The 15512-nt window shown below is 72.4% G+C and carries 14 protein-coding genes; 7 read left to right on the top strand and 7 right to left on the bottom strand.

Annotated features, from left to right (window positions below; genetic code table 11):
• The first annotated feature begins 15 nt into the window (after positions 1-15).
• Both CLV35_RS06395 and pip read left to right on the top strand, forming a co-directional pair.
• A complete protein-coding gene (locus tag CLV35_RS06395; protein WP_121192628.1) occupies positions 16-957 on the top strand; it encodes an NAD(P)/FAD-dependent oxidoreductase in 942 nt (313 codons plus the stop codon).
• Positions 954-1949: a prolyl aminopeptidase gene (pip, locus tag CLV35_RS06390; protein ID WP_231121550.1), complete on the top strand. Its 996-nt coding sequence runs from the start codon at positions 954-956 to the stop codon at positions 1947-1949. The genes CLV35_RS06395 and pip overlap by 4 nt, the downstream gene beginning before the upstream one ends.
• Here the strand turns inward: pip and CLV35_RS06385 are convergent.
• Positions 1942-2589 carry a helix-turn-helix transcriptional regulator gene (locus tag CLV35_RS06385; RefSeq protein ID WP_121192627.1) on the bottom strand — a complete coding sequence of 216 codons (648 nt, stop codon included), beginning with the start codon at positions 2587-2589 and terminating at the stop codon, positions 1942-1944. The genes pip and CLV35_RS06385 overlap by 8 nt on opposite strands.
• A gap of 154 nt (positions 2590-2743) precedes the next feature.
• Between CLV35_RS06385 and CLV35_RS06380 the strand changes: the two genes are divergently transcribed.
• Together CLV35_RS06380 and CLV35_RS06375 are read left to right on the top strand one after the other, a co-directional pair.
• Positions 2744-3862 (top strand): TIGR03118 family protein, encoded by a 1119-nt coding sequence (locus tag CLV35_RS06380; protein ID WP_121192626.1) that lies wholly within the window; start codon positions 2744-2746, stop codon positions 3860-3862.
• A gap of 72 nt (positions 3863-3934) precedes the next feature.
• Complete coding sequence (locus CLV35_RS06375; RefSeq protein WP_121192625.1) at positions 3935-5554, top strand: ATP-binding cassette domain-containing protein; 1620 nt, start codon at positions 3935-3937, stop codon at positions 5552-5554.
• A gap of 4 nt (positions 5555-5558) precedes the next feature.
• On the opposite strand, the gene CLV35_RS06370 is transcribed toward CLV35_RS06375, so the two are convergent.
• Both CLV35_RS06370 and CLV35_RS06365 read right to left on the bottom strand, forming a co-directional pair.
• Positions 5559-8291 carry a heparinase II/III domain-containing protein gene (locus tag CLV35_RS06370; protein ID WP_121192624.1) on the bottom strand — a complete coding sequence of 911 codons (2733 nt, stop codon included), beginning with the start codon at positions 8289-8291 and terminating at the stop codon, positions 5559-5561.
• Positions 8292-8380: 89 nt separating this feature from the next.
• Positions 8381-10495, bottom strand: a complete 2115-nt coding sequence (locus CLV35_RS06365; protein WP_121192979.1) for a DNA gyrase/topoisomerase IV subunit B — start codon at positions 10493-10495, stop codon at positions 8381-8383.
• A 196-nt stretch (positions 10496-10691) separates the two neighbouring features.
• Between CLV35_RS06365 and CLV35_RS06360 the strand changes: the two genes are divergently transcribed.
• The 3 genes from CLV35_RS06360 to CLV35_RS06350 all read left to right on the top strand — a co-directional run bounded on the left by CLV35_RS06360 (position 10692) and on the right by CLV35_RS06350 (position 12694).
• Complete coding sequence (locus CLV35_RS06360) at positions 10692-10919, top strand: DUF7455 domain-containing protein (protein ID WP_121192623.1); 228 nt, start codon at positions 10692-10694, stop codon at positions 10917-10919.
• Positions 10920-11144: 225 nt separating this feature from the next.
• Positions 11145-11768, top strand: coding sequence for a DUF6907 domain-containing protein (locus CLV35_RS06355; protein ID WP_121192622.1), 624 nt, complete (start codon positions 11145-11147; stop codon positions 11766-11768).
• Entirely contained in the window at positions 11765-12694 is a 930-nt protein-coding gene (locus tag CLV35_RS06350) for a tyrosine-type recombinase/integrase (RefSeq protein WP_121192621.1), read from the top strand. Before CLV35_RS06355 ends, CLV35_RS06350 begins: the two co-directional genes overlap by 4 nt.
• Positions 12695-12711: 17 nt before the next feature.
• Here the strand turns inward: CLV35_RS06350 and CLV35_RS06345 are convergent, their stop codons facing one another.
• The 4 genes from CLV35_RS06345 to CLV35_RS06335 all read right to left on the bottom strand — a co-directional run bounded on the left by CLV35_RS06345 (position 12712) and on the right by CLV35_RS06335 (position 15431).
• The gene (locus tag CLV35_RS06345) at positions 12712-13584 is read right to left on the bottom strand and encodes a DUF3037 domain-containing protein (RefSeq protein WP_183061792.1); all 873 of its coding nucleotides are present in this window, start codon (positions 13582-13584) and stop codon (positions 12712-12714) included.
• On the bottom strand, positions 13581-14399 hold the full coding sequence (locus CLV35_RS19690) for a HipA family kinase (RefSeq protein WP_183061790.1): 819 nt from the start codon (positions 14397-14399) through the stop codon (positions 13581-13583). The genes CLV35_RS06345 and CLV35_RS19690 overlap by 4 nt, the downstream gene beginning before the upstream one ends.
• Before the next feature lie 425 nt (positions 14400-14824).
• The gene (locus CLV35_RS06340) at positions 14825-15094 is read right to left on the bottom strand and encodes a hypothetical protein (protein WP_121192619.1); all 270 of its coding nucleotides are present in this window, start codon (positions 15092-15094) and stop codon (positions 14825-14827) included.
• A gap of 88 nt (positions 15095-15182) precedes the next feature.
• On the bottom strand, positions 15183-15431 hold the full coding sequence (locus tag CLV35_RS06335; RefSeq protein WP_121192618.1) for a DUF3761 domain-containing protein: 249 nt from the start codon (positions 15429-15431) through the stop codon (positions 15183-15185).
• Positions 15432-15512: the final 81 nt, after the last annotated feature.

Genomic DNA, 15512 nt, shown 5'->3' with positions numbered 1-15512 from the left:
ACAGGAGGACGAGCCATGGACGAGTACGACGTGGTGGTGGTCGGCGGCGGAGCAGCCGGCCTCAGCGGGGCCCTGGCGCTGGTGCGCTCGCGGCGCTCGGTGCTGGTCCTCGACGGCCAGGAGCCGCGCAACGCGCCCGCCGGGCACGTGCACAACTACCTCGGCCGTGAGGGCACACCGCCGCAGGAGCTGCTCGCGACAGGCCGATCGGAGGTGGAGGCATACGGAGGCACGGTGACGTACGCAGTGGTCCGGTCCGCCGAGCTCGTCGGCGACAGGTTCGTGGTGACCACGGCAGAGCGCCAGGTGCGCGCCCGCCGGCTCCTCGTCGCGACCGGCCTGGTCGACCGGCTGCCCGACGTCCCCGGCCTGCAGGAGCGGTGGGGACGCGACGTCCTGCACTGCCCCTACTGCCACGGCTGGGAGGTGCGCGACCAGCGCATCGGCATCCTCGCCACCGGGCCGGTGGCGCTGCACCACGCCCAGCTCTTCCGCCAGCTGAGCCCGCACGTGACGCTGCTCCTCCACGGCACGACAGCCCCCGCGCCCGAGGAGTCCGAGCAGCTGGCAGCACGCGGGATCCCGGTGGTCGAGGGTCCCGTGGAGGAGCTGGTGGTCCGCGACGACCGGCTCACCGGCGTACGCCTCTCGACCGGGCAGGTCGTCGAGCTCAACGCGCTCGCGGTGGCACCGCGCTTCGAGGCGCGGACCCTCCCCGGGCTCGGCCTGGCCACCGAGGACCTCGTCGTCAACGGCCACGTCCTGGGCAGTGCCGTCCCGGCCGACCCGACGGGCGCCACCGGCGTGCCAGGTGTGTGGGTGGCGGGCAACGTCACCAACCTCATGGCTCAGGTCATCGCCTCCGCCGCACAGGGGCTCACCGCAGGCGCAGCCATCAACGCCGACCTGGTCGCCGAGGACGTCCGCTCGGCGGTCGCCGCCCGCCAGGCCGCGTGAGCGCGTACGCGGTGGCCGCGCCGACCGCGCGCGGGGTGCTCGACGTCGGCGACGGCCACCGGGTGAGCTGGACGGTCAGCGGCAGCGCCACCGGCTGGCCGGCGGTGCTGCTCCACGGCGGCCCGGGCAGCGGCTCGTCGGAGAGCTGGCGCTCGTTCCTCGACCCCGACCGCTACCGCATCGTCCAGTTCGACCAGCGCGGCTCCGGAAGCAGCACCCCGTCGGCCGGGGACGCATCGACAGACCTGTCGACGAACACCACCTCGCACCTCATCGGCGACATCGAACGGCTGCGCTCGCACCTGGGCGTCGACCGCTGGCTGGTACTAGGTGGTTCGTGGGGCAGCACCCTCGCACTCGCCTACGCACAGGCGCATCCTGAGCGCGTGAGCGAGCTCGTGCTCTTCGCCGTGGCCACGACGACCCGGCGCGAGGTCGAGTGGGTGACCCGCGAGATGGGCCGGGTCTTCCCGCGGGAGTGGGAGCGGTTCCGCGACGTCGTGCCCGCCGGGCGGCGCGACGGGGACCTGAGCGCCGCGTACGCCGAGCTGCTCGCCTCTCCGGACCCGGTCGTCCGCGAGCGCGCCGCGGCCGAGTGGTGCCGGTGGGAGGACACCCACGTCTCGCTCGTGCCGGGCTACCGGCATGACGCCCGCTACGACGACCCGGCGTTCCGCATGCGCTTCGCCCGGCTGGTCACGCACTACTGGTCGCACGCAGCGTTCCTCCCCGACGGCGGGCTGGAGGACGGCATGGCTGCCCTCACGGACGTGCCCGGCGTCCTGGTCCACGGCCGCCTCGACGTGTCGAGCCCCCTCGACAGCGCGTGGCGGCTGCACACCAGGTGGCCCGGCAGCGAGCTCGTCGTGCTCGACTCCGACGGTCACGGCGGGCCGGGCTTCGCCGCCGCCCTCGCCGCGGCGACCGACCGCCTGGCCGACCGCCGCGAGGACCACCCCAGCGAGGGCCGAGCGGAACGACGGGTCAGATGAGCCCCTGCCGCAGCGCGTAGGCGACGGCGTGCGAGCGGTTGCGCAGCTGCAGCCGGCTCATCACGTCGTGCAGCACGTTCTTGATGGTGCGCTCGGAGTAGGACATCGTGCGCGCGATCTCCGCCGTGTCGTAGCCGTCGGCGACCAGCCGGAGCACCTCGACCTCCCGGTCGGCCAGCACGCCGCCGACGGCGCCGAGCACCGGACCCCCGGCCGGTGCAGCCGACCGCTGTGACGGCACCGAGCGCTCCCCCGCCCGCTGCAGCAGCCGGCCGAGCAGGTCGGGCGGCACGCTGCCCTGGCCGACGTCGGCGGCCTTGATGACCCGGAGCAGGCGCGCCGGCGTCGCCTCGGAGCGCCGGACCAGGCCGAGCGCGCCCGACTCGACGGCGGTGGACACCGTGCCCTCGTCGAGCCGGCCGGCGACCAGCACGGCGCGCGCCGTCCCTCCGCGACGCGCCAGGCGCAGCAGCCGCAGCGCCTCGTCGTCGACCGCGTCGACGACCACGACCGCGACGCGCGCGGTGTCGGGGTCGTCGGCCCCGACGACCCGGATCTCCGGGCACGGGCGCAGCGAGCTCGCCACTCCCGCCTCGATGATCGGGTCTCGTCCCTGCACTCGCACCGGGATCCGCATCATGCGGACCGCCCCCTTCCCTCGCCGACTCGTGTGCAAGGACAGAGAGCGCTGCTGCCCGAAAGATACGTCCGGAGGCGCACGAAGATCGTGAACAGGAGCGGCGGCCGCCGCGTACTCCCTGCGTCGTACTCGTTCCTCGACGAAGGAGCACAGCATGCACGACCACCTCGACCCACCCCGCCGCCTGACCGGCTCCCGAGCGAGCCACCTGCGCCGCGGCCTCGCCGCGGCCCTCGCGGCCGGTGCCCTCGTCGGCCTGCAGGTGGGCCTGGTCACCAGCCCGGCCCAGGCGGCGGGCAAGGGCGCCGCCCACCAGGGTGCCTACGTCCAGACAGACCTCGTCTCCGACGTCCCCGGCCGTGCGCAGGTCACGGACCCGAACCTCGTCAACCCGTGGGGGGTGTCCTTCGGCCCCGCGACCCCGCTGTGGACGGCCAACGAGGGCACCGCCACCAGCACGCTCTACCGCGGCGGTGCTCCCGGGATGCCGGCCGCAGCCGTACCCCTCGTCGTGCCGACACCGCCGCACTCCACCGGCACCGTCTTCAACCCGACTGCGGACGCCTTCGCGCTGCCCGACGGCACCGTGTCGCGCTTCCTGTTCGACGACCTCGGTGGAAGCATCTCGGCGTGGGCGCCCGGCAAGCCGGCGGCGACCCCGGTCGTCACGGTCCCCGGAGCCTCGTTCACCGGGCTGTCGGTGGCGGTGACCGAGGCGGGACCTCGCCTCTACGCCGCTGACGCGGCGGGCAACGTCGTCCGCGTGTTCGACGGGTCCTTCCGCCAGGTCGGCGAGCTGCGCAGCAGCGGACTGCCTGCAGGCCTGTCGGTCTACAACGTCCACGTGCTCGGCGACTCCATCTACGTGACCTACGCACCTCCGCCCGGGGTCGAGTCTTCGGTCGGCGGCGCCATCGACCTGTTCAAGGCCGACGGCCGCTTCCTGCGGCACCTGGTCATCGGTGGTCCGCTCGACGGGCCCTGGGGGCTCGCGATCGCGCCGCGCCACTGGGGTCCCTTCGCGCGCGACCTGCTCGTGGGCAACGAGGACAGCGGGCAGATCAACGCCTTCAACCCGCGCACGGGCAGCTACGACGGCACGGTCGCCGACGCCAGCGGCATGCCCATCACCAACGACGGGCTGTGGGGCATCGCCTTCGGCAACGGCGTGATCGCCACGCCCGACACGCTGATCGTGGCCGCAGGCATCGACGAGTACCAGCACGGTCTCGTCGCCGCCATCACCCCCACTCGGGTGCGCGCGGCGGACTGAGCCCCAACGTGCCGGGCTGCTGGCCACCCACGGGGGTCGTGGCCAGCAGCCCCGGCACGAGACACTGGGCCCATGGGGTATGTAGACGTGCAACGCGTCGGCTACGCGCTGCCTGACGGGCGCGAGCTCTTCGCCGAGGTGAGCTTCCGGGTCGCCGACGGCGCCAAGACCGCGCTGGTCGGGGCCAACGGCACCGGCAAGACGACGCTGCTGCGCATCGTCTCCGGTGACCTGGCGCCGGTCAGCGGAGCGGTCGTGCACCAGGGCGGGCTCGGCGTCATGCGCCAGTTCATCGGCTCGATCCGCGACGACAGCGACGTGCGCTCGCTGCTCCTCTCCGTCGCGCCGCCACCCGTACGCGCTGCGGGCGCCGCGCTCGACGCCGCCGAGCTCGCGATGATGGAGCGCGACGACGAGGCGACGCAGATGGCCTACGCGCACGCGCTCTCCGACTGGGGCGACGCGGGCGGCTACGAGGCCGAGGTGCTGTGGGACGTCTGCACGACCGCCGCGCTCGGCATGCCGTTCGTCTCCTGCCAGTACCGCCGGCTCTCGACGCTCTCGGGCGGGGAGCAAAAGCGCCTGGCGCTCGAGGCGCTGCTGCGCGGGCCCGACGAGGTGCTGCTGCTCGACGAGCCGGACAACTACCTCGACGTGCCGGGCAAGCGCTGGCTCGAGGCCGCGCTGCAGGAGTCGGCCAAGACCGTGCTGTTCGTCAGCCACGACCGCGAGCTGCTCGCCCGCAGCGCCACCCGGGTGGTGACGATCGAGGCGCACGGCGCCTGGGTGCACGGCGAGGGCTTCGAGACCTACGCCGCGGCGAGGCAGGCGCGACGCGACCGGCTCGACGAGCTGCACAAGCGCTGGGAGGAAGAGCACGAGCGCCTGCGCCAGCTGGTGTTCACGCTGCGCCAGCAGGCGAAGATCAGCCCTGACATGGCCAGCCGCTACTCCGCCATGCAGACCCGGCTCGCGAAGTTCGAGGCGGCCGGGCCGCCGCCCGAGCGGGTCGTCGAGCAGAAGGTGACGATGCGCCTGCGCGGTGGGCGCACCGGCGTGCGCGCCCTCACCTGCGAGTCGCTCGAGCTGACCGGGCTGATGAAGCCGTTCGACCTCGAGCTGTTCTACGGCGAGCGTCTCGCGGTGCTCGGCTCCAACGGCTCCGGCAAGTCGCACTTCCTGCGCCTGCAGGCAGGGGAACCCGTCGCCCACACCGGCGTCGCGCGGCTCGGCGCGCGGGTCGTCCCGGGCTGGTTCGCGCAGACCCACGCCCACCCCGAGCTGCTCGGGCGGACCCTCGTCGAGGTGCTGCACCGGGGCGAGGGCGACCGCTCGGGGCTCGACCTGCGCGCGTCGATGAGCGTGCTGCGCCGCTACGGGCTCAACGGCCAGGCGGAGCAGGCCTTCGACTCGATGTCGGGCGGCCAGCAGGCGAGGTTCCAGGTCCTGCTGCTCGAGCTGTCGGGCGCGACGATGCTGCTGCTCGACGAGCCGACCGACAACCTCGACCTCGAGTCGGCAGAGGCGCTCGAAGAGGGTCTCGAGGGCTTCGACGGCACGGTCGTCTCGGTGACGCACGACCGGTGGTTCGCGCGCGGCTTCGACCGCTTCCTGGTCTTCGGCTCGGACGGCACGGTCTATGAAGCGCCCGAGCCGGTGTGGGACGAGGCGCGCGTGGTGCGCCCCCGCTAGCGGGCTACTTCTTCTTCGGCGCCGGCTTCGCTGCCGGCTTCGGGACCACGGTGATCGCGACCGGGCTCGACGTGACGCCGGCCGAGGTGACGGTCCAGGTCGCCGTGGCGTGCGGGGTCATCCGCAGCACCGCGGTGCCGTCGGCCGCCACGCGCACGCGGGTACGCGACGGTGCGACCGCCGCGCCGCCCGCCGCGGGTGCCGGCGGCGTCGCCTCGACCACGGCGGCCTGGCCGGGCAGCAGCCCCGCCAGGCGCAGCGTCACGACGTGGCCGTCGCGGATGCGCCCGCGCGGCGACACCGAGACCAGCGTCGGGTAGACCGCGACGTCCGCGCGGGCACGGCCGGCCGCCGAGCGGGCGACCGCGTTCGTGGCGGTGAGCACGACGGGCAGCGGCCCGGGAGCCAGCCCGGTCAGCGACACGCTCGTGCGGTCGGGGGCCAGCTTGGTGGTCCGGCCGCCGATCGCCAGCGTGTAGCCCGTCAGGGGCGCGCCGCCGTCGGAGACGGGCGGGGTCCAGCTGACGGTGGCCGAGCCCGCGGCGCCCGCGCTCACCGAGACGACCGGCGCAGTGGGGGCGACAGCGGCGGCGACGAGGACGGGCGTCGACGCCGTGCCGCCCGAGACCGCGCGGAACTGGGTGGACACCGGCACCGGGGCCGAGGTGGTGAAGGTGCCGGCCGCCGAGGCGGTGCCGGCCACCACGGGGGCCCAGCCGGTCGCCCCGTCGACCGGGGCCGCCTCGAGCGAGACCGGCGCGCCGGGCACCAGCCCGCTGAGGGAGAAGCCGGCCGCTGTGCCGGCCAGCACGAGACCGTCGGAGGCCGCGACCGTCGGGGTCACGGTGCCCGAGCGCGCAGCGCCCGTGCCGCCGTCGAGCGTGAGCACGGAGGAGCCGGCCGCGGTGTCGACCCGCACCGAGAGGCCCGCGGGGCCGACCGAGGCCGAGCTCGCCGCGGCCGAGGCCGAGGTGCCGGCCGCCCGCGGCACCAGGACCGTGACCCACTGCAGGTCGGTGCCGGTGGCGGTCGAGCGCAGGGACGGAGCGGCGCTGATGGTGCCGTAGCCCGACGAGACCCAGCCGCGGTAGGGGCTCTTCGCCCCGGACGCGACCGTCAGCGCCGTGCCTGGCGTGCTGACCAGCACGTCGAGGTTGCCGCCCGCGCCGCCGGTGTGGGCGGCGTCGGCGGCGAGCTGCACGCTGCGGTCGGCGCCCAGCGTCCACTGCTGGGCGGCGCGCACCGACGTGGCGCTGTGCAGCCGGTCCCAGACGACGATCGCGTCGTGCGCCCGGTCGTAGGCGACGGTGCGGGTCACCGTCGTCCCGCGGTAGCCGCGGTCGACGGTCGTGGCGACGTCGATGTCACCGGTCGAGGCCACCTGCAGCGGCGGCGTGCCCTGCGAGACCCGGCGGGCGCCGTCGACCACGACGACGTTGTGCGCCGAGTGGCCGATGACGTAGGAGCGCATGGGGCCGTACTGGTACTGCCACTGGCCCGGGTCGAGCACCAGCGGGCTGCCGTGGGAGTAGAGCGTGAGCGAGGTGGCGTCGTCGTGGGCGTGCGGGATGCCGCTGCGGGCGCCGGCCCGCAGCGAGAAGAACGTCTCGTCGGTCAGCGGCCGCGACTGCCCCCACCCGGAGCGGCCGAACACGTAGCCACCGGCGTAGGCGGCGAAGACCGACTCAGGACGGGGACCGGTGAGGCCGCCGGTCGCGGCGAACTCGGCCACCGTGCCGCGCCACAGCGTCGGCGAGACGGCCGCCGGGCTGGTGTCGCCGAGCGACTCGAGCTTGCCGTCGGGGCGGGTGGCGGCGGCGATGAAGCCAGGGACGTTGCCCAGCACGCCGAAGCTCGCCGGGATCGGGTCGCCGACCCGGCGCATCCGCTCGGCCGCGTCGAGGAACCAGCCGTAGTTGCTCAGCGCGTAGGCCGGGGACGCCTCGCCGTCGGAGCCGTCGGCCTTCACCAGGCGGGTGACCAGCGCGCTCATGCGGCGCACCGCGACCGCCCGCGGCGCCGGCCAGCGCAGCGCGGCCGACAGCGCGTAGACGCCCATCTGCTGGTGCAGCGAGGCGTTGTTGCTGCCCTGGTAGTGCCGCGCGCTGGAGAGGTAGGCGACGTGCTGCTTCATCGAGGCGACGAGCCACGGCGCCGTGCCGAAGGGGCCGGCTGCGGCGCAGGTCAGCACCAGCGCGCGGTAGCCCTGCTGGATCGGGTCGCCCCAGGCGTGCGCCTGCGTGCGCCCGCCGGGCGGGTTGTCCTCCACCCAGTCGGCCAGCACCGCGTAGAACCGGTCGACCATCGCCTTGTTGTGCCGCCGCACGCCCTCGCGCAGCAGCGGCAGCAGCCAGAACAGGCTGTGCATGTGGTCGTTGCCCGAGCTGTCGAGCGTGCGGACCGGGCGCCAGCTCGGGTCCTTCGTGAGCCGGAAGCTGCCGTAGTGCCCGATGACGACGCGCCCGTGCATCAGGGCGTTGGCGTCGGCCGGGTCGCGGGTCGGGGCTGCCTTCCCGAAGGAGAGGTCGCACTGCGCCGCGGCAGCGGCCTGGTCGACAGGCGAGGCGGCGGCCGCGGTCGTCGCGCCTGCAGCGGCAGGAGCCGCGAGGCGTACGGCTGCGGCGAGGTCCGCGGGCGCGGACAGCGGGTCCTCGGCGCGGGCAGCGGTCGTCCCCGCCAGGCCGAGGGTCAGCGAGACGGCGAGCGAGAGGGCGACGAGGCGAGCAGGGCGGGACACTTGCACCAGTATCGGTGCGACTCGCCGCGCTCCTGACCAGCCACGCCGGGTCGTTGCCTGATCGCAACGCTGGCCGACGGCGTACGTGCTCAGACGTCGAGCCGCTCCCGGTCGAGCTTGGCGGCGCCGTCGACGATGAAGTCGCGCCGGGGCGCCACCTCGTTGCCCATCAGCAGCTCGAAGACCGACTCGGCCGCCTCGGCGTCGCTCACCGACACCCGCCGCAGCGTCCGGCGCGCGGGGTCCATGGTGGTCTCCGCCAGCTGGTGGGCGTCCATCTCGCCGAGGCCCTTGTAGCGCTGCACCGGGTCCTTCCACTTGACGCCGCGGCGCTCGAGGTCGTGCAGCGTGCGGCGCAGCTCGACGTCGGTGTAGGTGTAGAGGTACTTCGGCTGGCCCTTCTTCGGCGCCGTGACCTCGATCCGGTGCAGCGGCGGCATCGCCGCGAAGACCCTTCCTGCGTCGACGAGCGGGCGCATCGTGCGGTAGAGCAGCGTCAGCAGCAGGCAGCGGATGTGGGCGCCGTCGACGTCGGCGTCGGCCATCAGGATGACCTTGCCGTAGCGCGCCGCCTCGAGGTCGAACGTGCGCCCGCTGCCGGCGCCGATCACCTGGATGATCGAGGCGCACTCGTTGTTCTTGAGCATGTCCGAGACCGAGGCCTTCTGGACGTTGAGGATCTTGCCGCGGATGGGCAGCAGTGCCTGGTAGGCCGAGTCGCGGGCGTAGTTCGCCGTGCCGAGCGCCGAGTCGCCCTCGACGATGAACAGCTCGGTGCGGGTGACGTCCTCGGAGCGGCAGTCCTTGAGCTTCGCCGGCAGCGACGAGGTCTCGAGCGCGTTCTTGCGGCGCTGGTTCTCCTTGTGCTGGCGCGCCGCGATGCGGGTGCGCGCCGCCGACGCGACCTTGTCGAGGATCGCGGCGACCATCGCCTTGTCGTTGCGCTTGGTGCTGGCCAGCAGGTCGCCCAGCTGCTTCTCGACCACGTGGGCCACGATGCGGGAGGCCGCGTTGGTGCCGAGGACCTCCTTGGTCTGGCCCTCGAACTGCGGCTCGGGGAACTTGACCGTGACGACCGCGGTGAGCCCCTCGAGCACGTCCTCCTTGGTCACGTCGGGCTCGGCGGCGCGCAGCACGCGGGCGTCGCGCAGCCGCTTGTTGAGCGTCTTGGTGATCGAGCGCTCGAAGCCCGAGACGTGCGTGCCGCCCTTGGGGGTGGCGACGATGTTGACGAACGAGCGGGTCACGCTGTCGTAGCCGGTGCCCCAGCGCAGCGCGAGGTCGACCGCCATCTCGCGGCTGACCTCGGTCGAGACCAGGTGGCCCTGGTCGTCGAGCACCGGCACGGTCTCCTTGAAGTGCCCCACTCCCTGCAGGCGCACCACATCGCTGAGCGGCGCGTCAGGGGCGAGGAACTCGCAGAACTCGGCGATGCCGCCGACGTAGTGGAACTCCTCCACGCTCGCCGGTGCACCGTCGACGCCCCGCTCGTCGTGGACGGCGATGCGCAGCCCGGGCACCAGGAAGGCGGTCTGCCGGGCGCGCGAGCGCAGCTGCTCGAGGTCGAGCACCGCGTCCTTGAGGAACACCTGCGGGTCGGCCCACCAGCGCACCCGCGTGCCGGTGACGCCGCGCTTGGCCTTGCCCGCGACGACGAGCCCGGACTGCGGCGTGAACGGCGCGCCGGGGCCCTCGCCCGCGAACACGCCGGGGTCGCCGCGCCGGAAGCTCATGAGGTGGACCTTGCCGGCGCGGTCGACCTCGACGTCGAGCCGGCTCGACAGCGCGTTGACCACCGAGGCGCCGACGCCGTGCAGGCCGCCGGAGGCGGCGTAGGACCCGCCGCCGAACTTGCCGCCGGCGTGCAGCTTGGTCATGACCAGCTCGACGCCGGTCAGACCGGTACGCGGTTCGACGTCGACCGGGATGCCGCGGCCGTCGTCGCGGACCTCCACCGAGCCGTCGGCGCGCAGCACGACGTCGATGTGGCTGCAGAAGCCGGCCAGGGCCTCGTCGACGGCGTTGTCGATGATCTCCCAGATGCAGTGCATGAGGCCGCGGCCGTCGGTGGACCCGATGTACATGCCGGGACGCTTGCGGACCGCCTCGAGCCCCTCGAGGACCGAGAGGTGGCGGGCGGTGTAGCCGCTGGTGCGGTCGGCGCCCCCGCTGGCGGTGGGGACGGGTTCGGGGTTGGCTGCCACCGTGGCTGACACCTGCTCCTTCGTGCTGACTGGCGGCGCCAGGCTATCCCGCGACGCGCCCGCGGGCGGGGACGCGCATCGCGGTGCGCGAACACGTCCGTGGGAGGGTGGGCGACGAACGTAACGTGGTAGGACGTTGTTGAGCACCGGACACCCGCCCCTGCGAGCAGGGGCCAGACGAAAGAGACGAGGGACCGTGACCACCACCCTTGCCCACGCTGCCCTCACGGCAGCCGACCGGTGCGACCGCTGCGGCGCCCAGGCCTACGTCCGCGTCACGCTGGAGAGCGGCGGCGAGCTGCTGTTCTGCGCGCACCACGGCCGTGAGCACGCCGACGCGCTGCGCCAGGTAGCCACCGACATCCAGGACGAGACCGAGCGGCTCGAGGAGACCCCGGCGGTCGCGCCCGCCGACGAGCGGTAGGCGCCCGGCGCCCCGAGGCAGCACGCGTACGACCGCGAGCACGACAGAGCCCCGGTCCCCCCTCGCGGGGGGCCGGGGCTCTGTCGTCGACCGCTCTGCTCGACAGCTGCTAGTCCAGGTAGTCGCGCACTAGGAACGAGTTAGCGCTGTGGTGCACCACTTCCACAGCGTCGCAGGTGGAAGCGTTGTGCGGCGCAATATCTCCGACTAAGGGAGACGCCCGCAATGACCATCACGACCACCGCCCACCAGCCGTGGTGCAGCCAGCACATCGCCCCTGACAGCCCCGACGTCGCCGGCGTCGACCAGTGCGTGAGCGAGCCGCTCGGGCCGCAGGCCGGGCCGAGCGGGTGGCTGATCGCCGACCGTGGCGAGCCGACCCGGGTCGTCGTCGACCTGCCGGCCGCCGGCGTCCTGTCGCTGGCGGACGCGGGCACCCTCTCCGGCGCGCTGCAGCAGCTCCTCGCGACTGCCGGCCGCGCGCCTCAGGACCCGTCTCTAGCGGAAGCGGCGCCCGACCTGGCGGCGACCGCACTCCCGTGCCCGGCGTGGTGCGAGCGGCGCGCGGAGTCGCACGCGTTCGACGAGGTGCTCGGCGGTGAGACGTCACGCTCGCACCACGCGGTGCTCGACCGCTTCCCGCTGCTCGGTGGCGGGGAGGTGAGCGTGGCCGTCGACCAGTACGAGCGCGCCATCCTCGGCGACGCGCCCGTGCACGAACTGCTCGAGCCGGAGGTCGTCGTCAACGTGCCGACCGGTCGAGCGCTCACCGCGGCGGAAGCGCGCCGCGTGTCCCGCGCGGTGCTCCGTGCCGCTGCGACGGTCGAGCGGGCCGGCGGCCAGGCGTGAGCACCGCCCTCGCCACGCGACCTGGGACAGCGATCCGCCCCCGGTACATCCCCACGGTCGAGCTCGACCTGCTGCTGCGGCAGTGGGCGATCTGGCAGCGCGCCCAGGGCAACGGCGCTCGCACCATCCACGATCGGCACAACCTCGTCGTCCGGTTCGCCGCCCGCACCGGCGCGGACCCGGTTCACGCCTCCGCTCAGGAGATCGCACGCGGGCTCGACGGCCCGTTTAGCGCCGGCACCAAGCAGACGTACTACGCCAGCCTCAAGTCGTGGTTCAAGTGGCTGCAGGCCATGGGCCTGCGGACGGACAATCCGTGCGACCTGCTCCCCCCGCCGCGGACACCGCGCCGCCGCCCCAAGCCGGTCGCGACCGGGCATCTCGAGGCGCTGCTCAACGTCCGCATGCACAGGCGCACCCGCACGATGATCTTGCTGGCCGCGTACCAGGGGCTGCGGGTGCATGAGATCGCGAAGATCAGGGGCGAGGACGTCGACCTCGTCTCCCAGCAGCTGCGGGTCGTCGGGAAGGGCGGGCTCGACTCGGCGCTGCCGCTGCACCCGATCATCGCCGCGGAAGCGGCCAGCTACCCGCGGCGCGGGTTCTGGTTTCCGACGCACGTCGGCAACGTGCAGGGCTCCGGTCGGCGCCGGCCCGACGAGTCGCTGGCCGCCGCGCCGATCCTTGGCGGGTCGGTGTCGACGATCATCGGGAACGCGATGCGCCGCGCCGGCATCCCCGGCACGCCGCACAGCCTGCGGCACTGGTACGGCACCGAGCTCGTGCGCTCCGGCGCCAACCTGCGGGTCGCTCAGGAGCTGCTGCGGCACGCGTCGCTGCAGACGACCGCGGGGTACGTGCAGGTCGCGGACGAGGAGACGACCGCCGCGCTCCTGAACCTACCCCGGGTCGGTGCCGTGTCATGACTCAGTGGAGTTCCTCCTTAGTGATGTGCAGCCACAAGCTCAGCCGCCTTAGCACTAACGAAGTCGACCTCGTCCAGGGGGCGCACCGAAGCGTCCAACTGATTGAACACCTGCGTGGCCTCCTCGTATGCGGCCTCCTGGTCCTTTGTCTTCGGTAGGGCGACAACGACCTCGAGGTCAACTTCGGGCGCCAGGGAGCTCACGTGACCGCCGACACCGACGACGCGAGCGGCCGCGCCCTCTCGCAGCCTGGCGAGGGCATACCCCCATGCCTTCACTTCGGTCGTTACCTGGTCAACACTCGCCCGTTGGAAGGACCAGGCCTGCGTCAACTGGAGGGCGACTCCGTTGGCGATGGCGAAGTCCAGGGGTGCTCGGAGGTGGTCCCCAACGAAGAGGTCAACGCGAGTCTTGACAAGATCGTCAGCGATACTTGCGCGCTTGTAGGCGGCACGAAGACCGCTTACAACCTTCTTCTTATCGACGAAGTCGCGCGGCTGTGATACGGGGTCGATGAGCATGCGCTCGAAGATCAAGTCTAGGGCCGACTCCGCGCTGGATGCGGCGACCACGGCCGGCGGCGATAGCTGGACCACATTGCGGTGATCATGGTGCAGGTCCTCAAGCCAGGACGCGGGTAGCGACTCATTGACATCGCCCGCGTCCAGTTCCATCTGGATGTCGACCTGCTCGCCAACGCGCGCAAGGAAGCCATGAACCGCCTCAAGTTCGCGCGGGCCGGCGAGCTTGCGCACGCGCGCTTCGCTGCTGACCTGCCGGACGGCCCACTCTCCGGCTTCGGCACTGCCGGCGATCGCGCCGACGTTAACGAACTCGCCCGTCCTGGGGTCGGGCACACAGCGCACAAGGGAGTAGCTGAACCGGCTCATTGAGCGGTCCCAGTCGTCGTTAGAGGCATCCGCCGAAGTCGTTCCGCCACCGGGGTGCATCTCCTCTCCAAGAACCAGCCGAGTGCTTCGAGGTCCGCATCGGTCACGGGCCACGCAGCGGGAACGGAGTTCAGCACCGCCGCCAAGTCGGCTCGCGTCACCCGCTCCAACGCCTGCGCCACATCCTCGACCGCACCCGGGAGAAGACCGTCAGCGGGGTCTGAGAGCTGGTTCGGCACGTCCACCTGGGCTTGAAGCGACGCTGCATCTATAATCGCACGCCCGGGCGGGGGAAGGTAGAGGCCATGGTCGTGGCTGTAGATGGTCCGGTCGTTGTCGAGGTCGTACAACCACTGGTTGTCAGAGCCCACGCACCAGTCGAAGAGGGCGTAGATGCCGGCGTGGCGACGGCGGTTGTCGTCCTGATGGCGCGCCGACAGGGCCGGCCGACCCATCTCGTCTGCGTGCTCGAGCGCCCGGCTCGCGTGAGCAAGGCCTGGGGCCAGCGGGACGCCGGGGCGAGGTTCCCAGCCAGCGATGTCTGAGGTGATGCGGATCAGACTGGTGGTGCAGACCGGAGCACCGATCAGCCGGCCAACACCCGCCACTACGTGCTCGATCGCCAGAGACGCGCCCTCTCCAGCGGGACACGTCTCGAGGGACTTGACGAAGTAGTCGTTCCCGTCACTACCAACGACCCGGAACGGCCCGCTCCAACTGCCCCCAGCCGGCGCGACGGTAGCACTGACGGTCAGGGCGTCGAAGTCGTCTGTCCGGCCCCTGACGAGCCCGGCCCAGTCGCTCATCTCCACCACGCGATAACCCCCAGATCTAGTGGCTTGGCATCGTAGATGCCTGATAGACGATCTCGACGCAACTCTGACGCCTTGGGCTCGTCGGTGAGCTGCGGCGGACAGTTCGCCGTCGCCGCCTCAAGCGGAAGAGCGGCGAGCCGATGCTGCGGCATGAGCGCGCACCTGGCTGAGGCGGTGGAGGCCGCGGCTCGCATGCTGCCCCCCACGGTCCCAGCTGGGGGCGAGTACGCCGTCGCCCGTGCGGTCCTACTGGCAGCTGAGCCGCACCTCGACCGGCACCACGGAGGCCGACCGTACGAACGCCTCGTCGCCGCTCTGCTCACGCTGCACCAGGCGTCTCATCCGGACGTCGATGGCCTGAGTGTCTGCGTCGAGTGTGAGCGGGCTTGGCCCTGTTCGACAGCCCGACTGGCAGGCACCTAGCTTCAGTACCGCGTGAAGGCCACCCACAGACAGACCACGGTGAACACGACCCACCCTCCAACGAGGGCACCCTGTATCAGCCGCTGCCTCTCCCGGGTCCGTCGCTCGTCAGCGCGAGCACGCACAAGAGCCCTCTGGGACGCGATCGTGCGAACGCTGTCGGGGTCGGGATCGTGATCGTGGTAGACGTCGAGCCCTTCGAGGTCACTGCCCCGGTAATCGCCCCACGCGTCGATCCATGAACCCGGTTCGTCAGGGTCGGGCTCGATCACGTCCCGACAAATCACGCACTGCCTGTCGTCTGACTCCGACCCACCGGCCGAGCCGCCCTTCTTGCCTTTGCCAGCCACTGTGACGCTCTCAGTACCAGCGGGCGACACCGTGGTGGTGCGAGCAGGTGCCCTGGCGGTGCTTGCTGTGCGAGTAGGACCCGTCGCGGCACTTGGCGGTCGCACCACCGGGGCCGCGGGGGTGCATGGGCTTAGCCGCGACGATGATCGAGTGGCTGGGCGCTGCCTCGGCTGCGGGCGCGATGACCCCGATGCTGAGCGTGGCGATGCCTACGCCGGCGAGTGCGGCCAGGACGCGGTTGGTGGTGTGACGGCTCATCGTTTCCCCCCAAGGACTTAGCGGACGGTGAGCACCGTAAGACGGCCGGTGGTTGTTCGTCAGGCGAACGGCTCAATCAAC

The organism is Motilibacter peucedani, from assembly GCF_003634695.1.
Taxonomy (GTDB): domain Bacteria; phylum Actinomycetota; class Actinomycetes; order Motilibacterales; family Motilibacteraceae; genus Motilibacter; species Motilibacter peucedani.
Note: the sequence above shows the minus strand (reverse complement) of the source record. Positions and strands in the feature narration are given on the sequence as shown.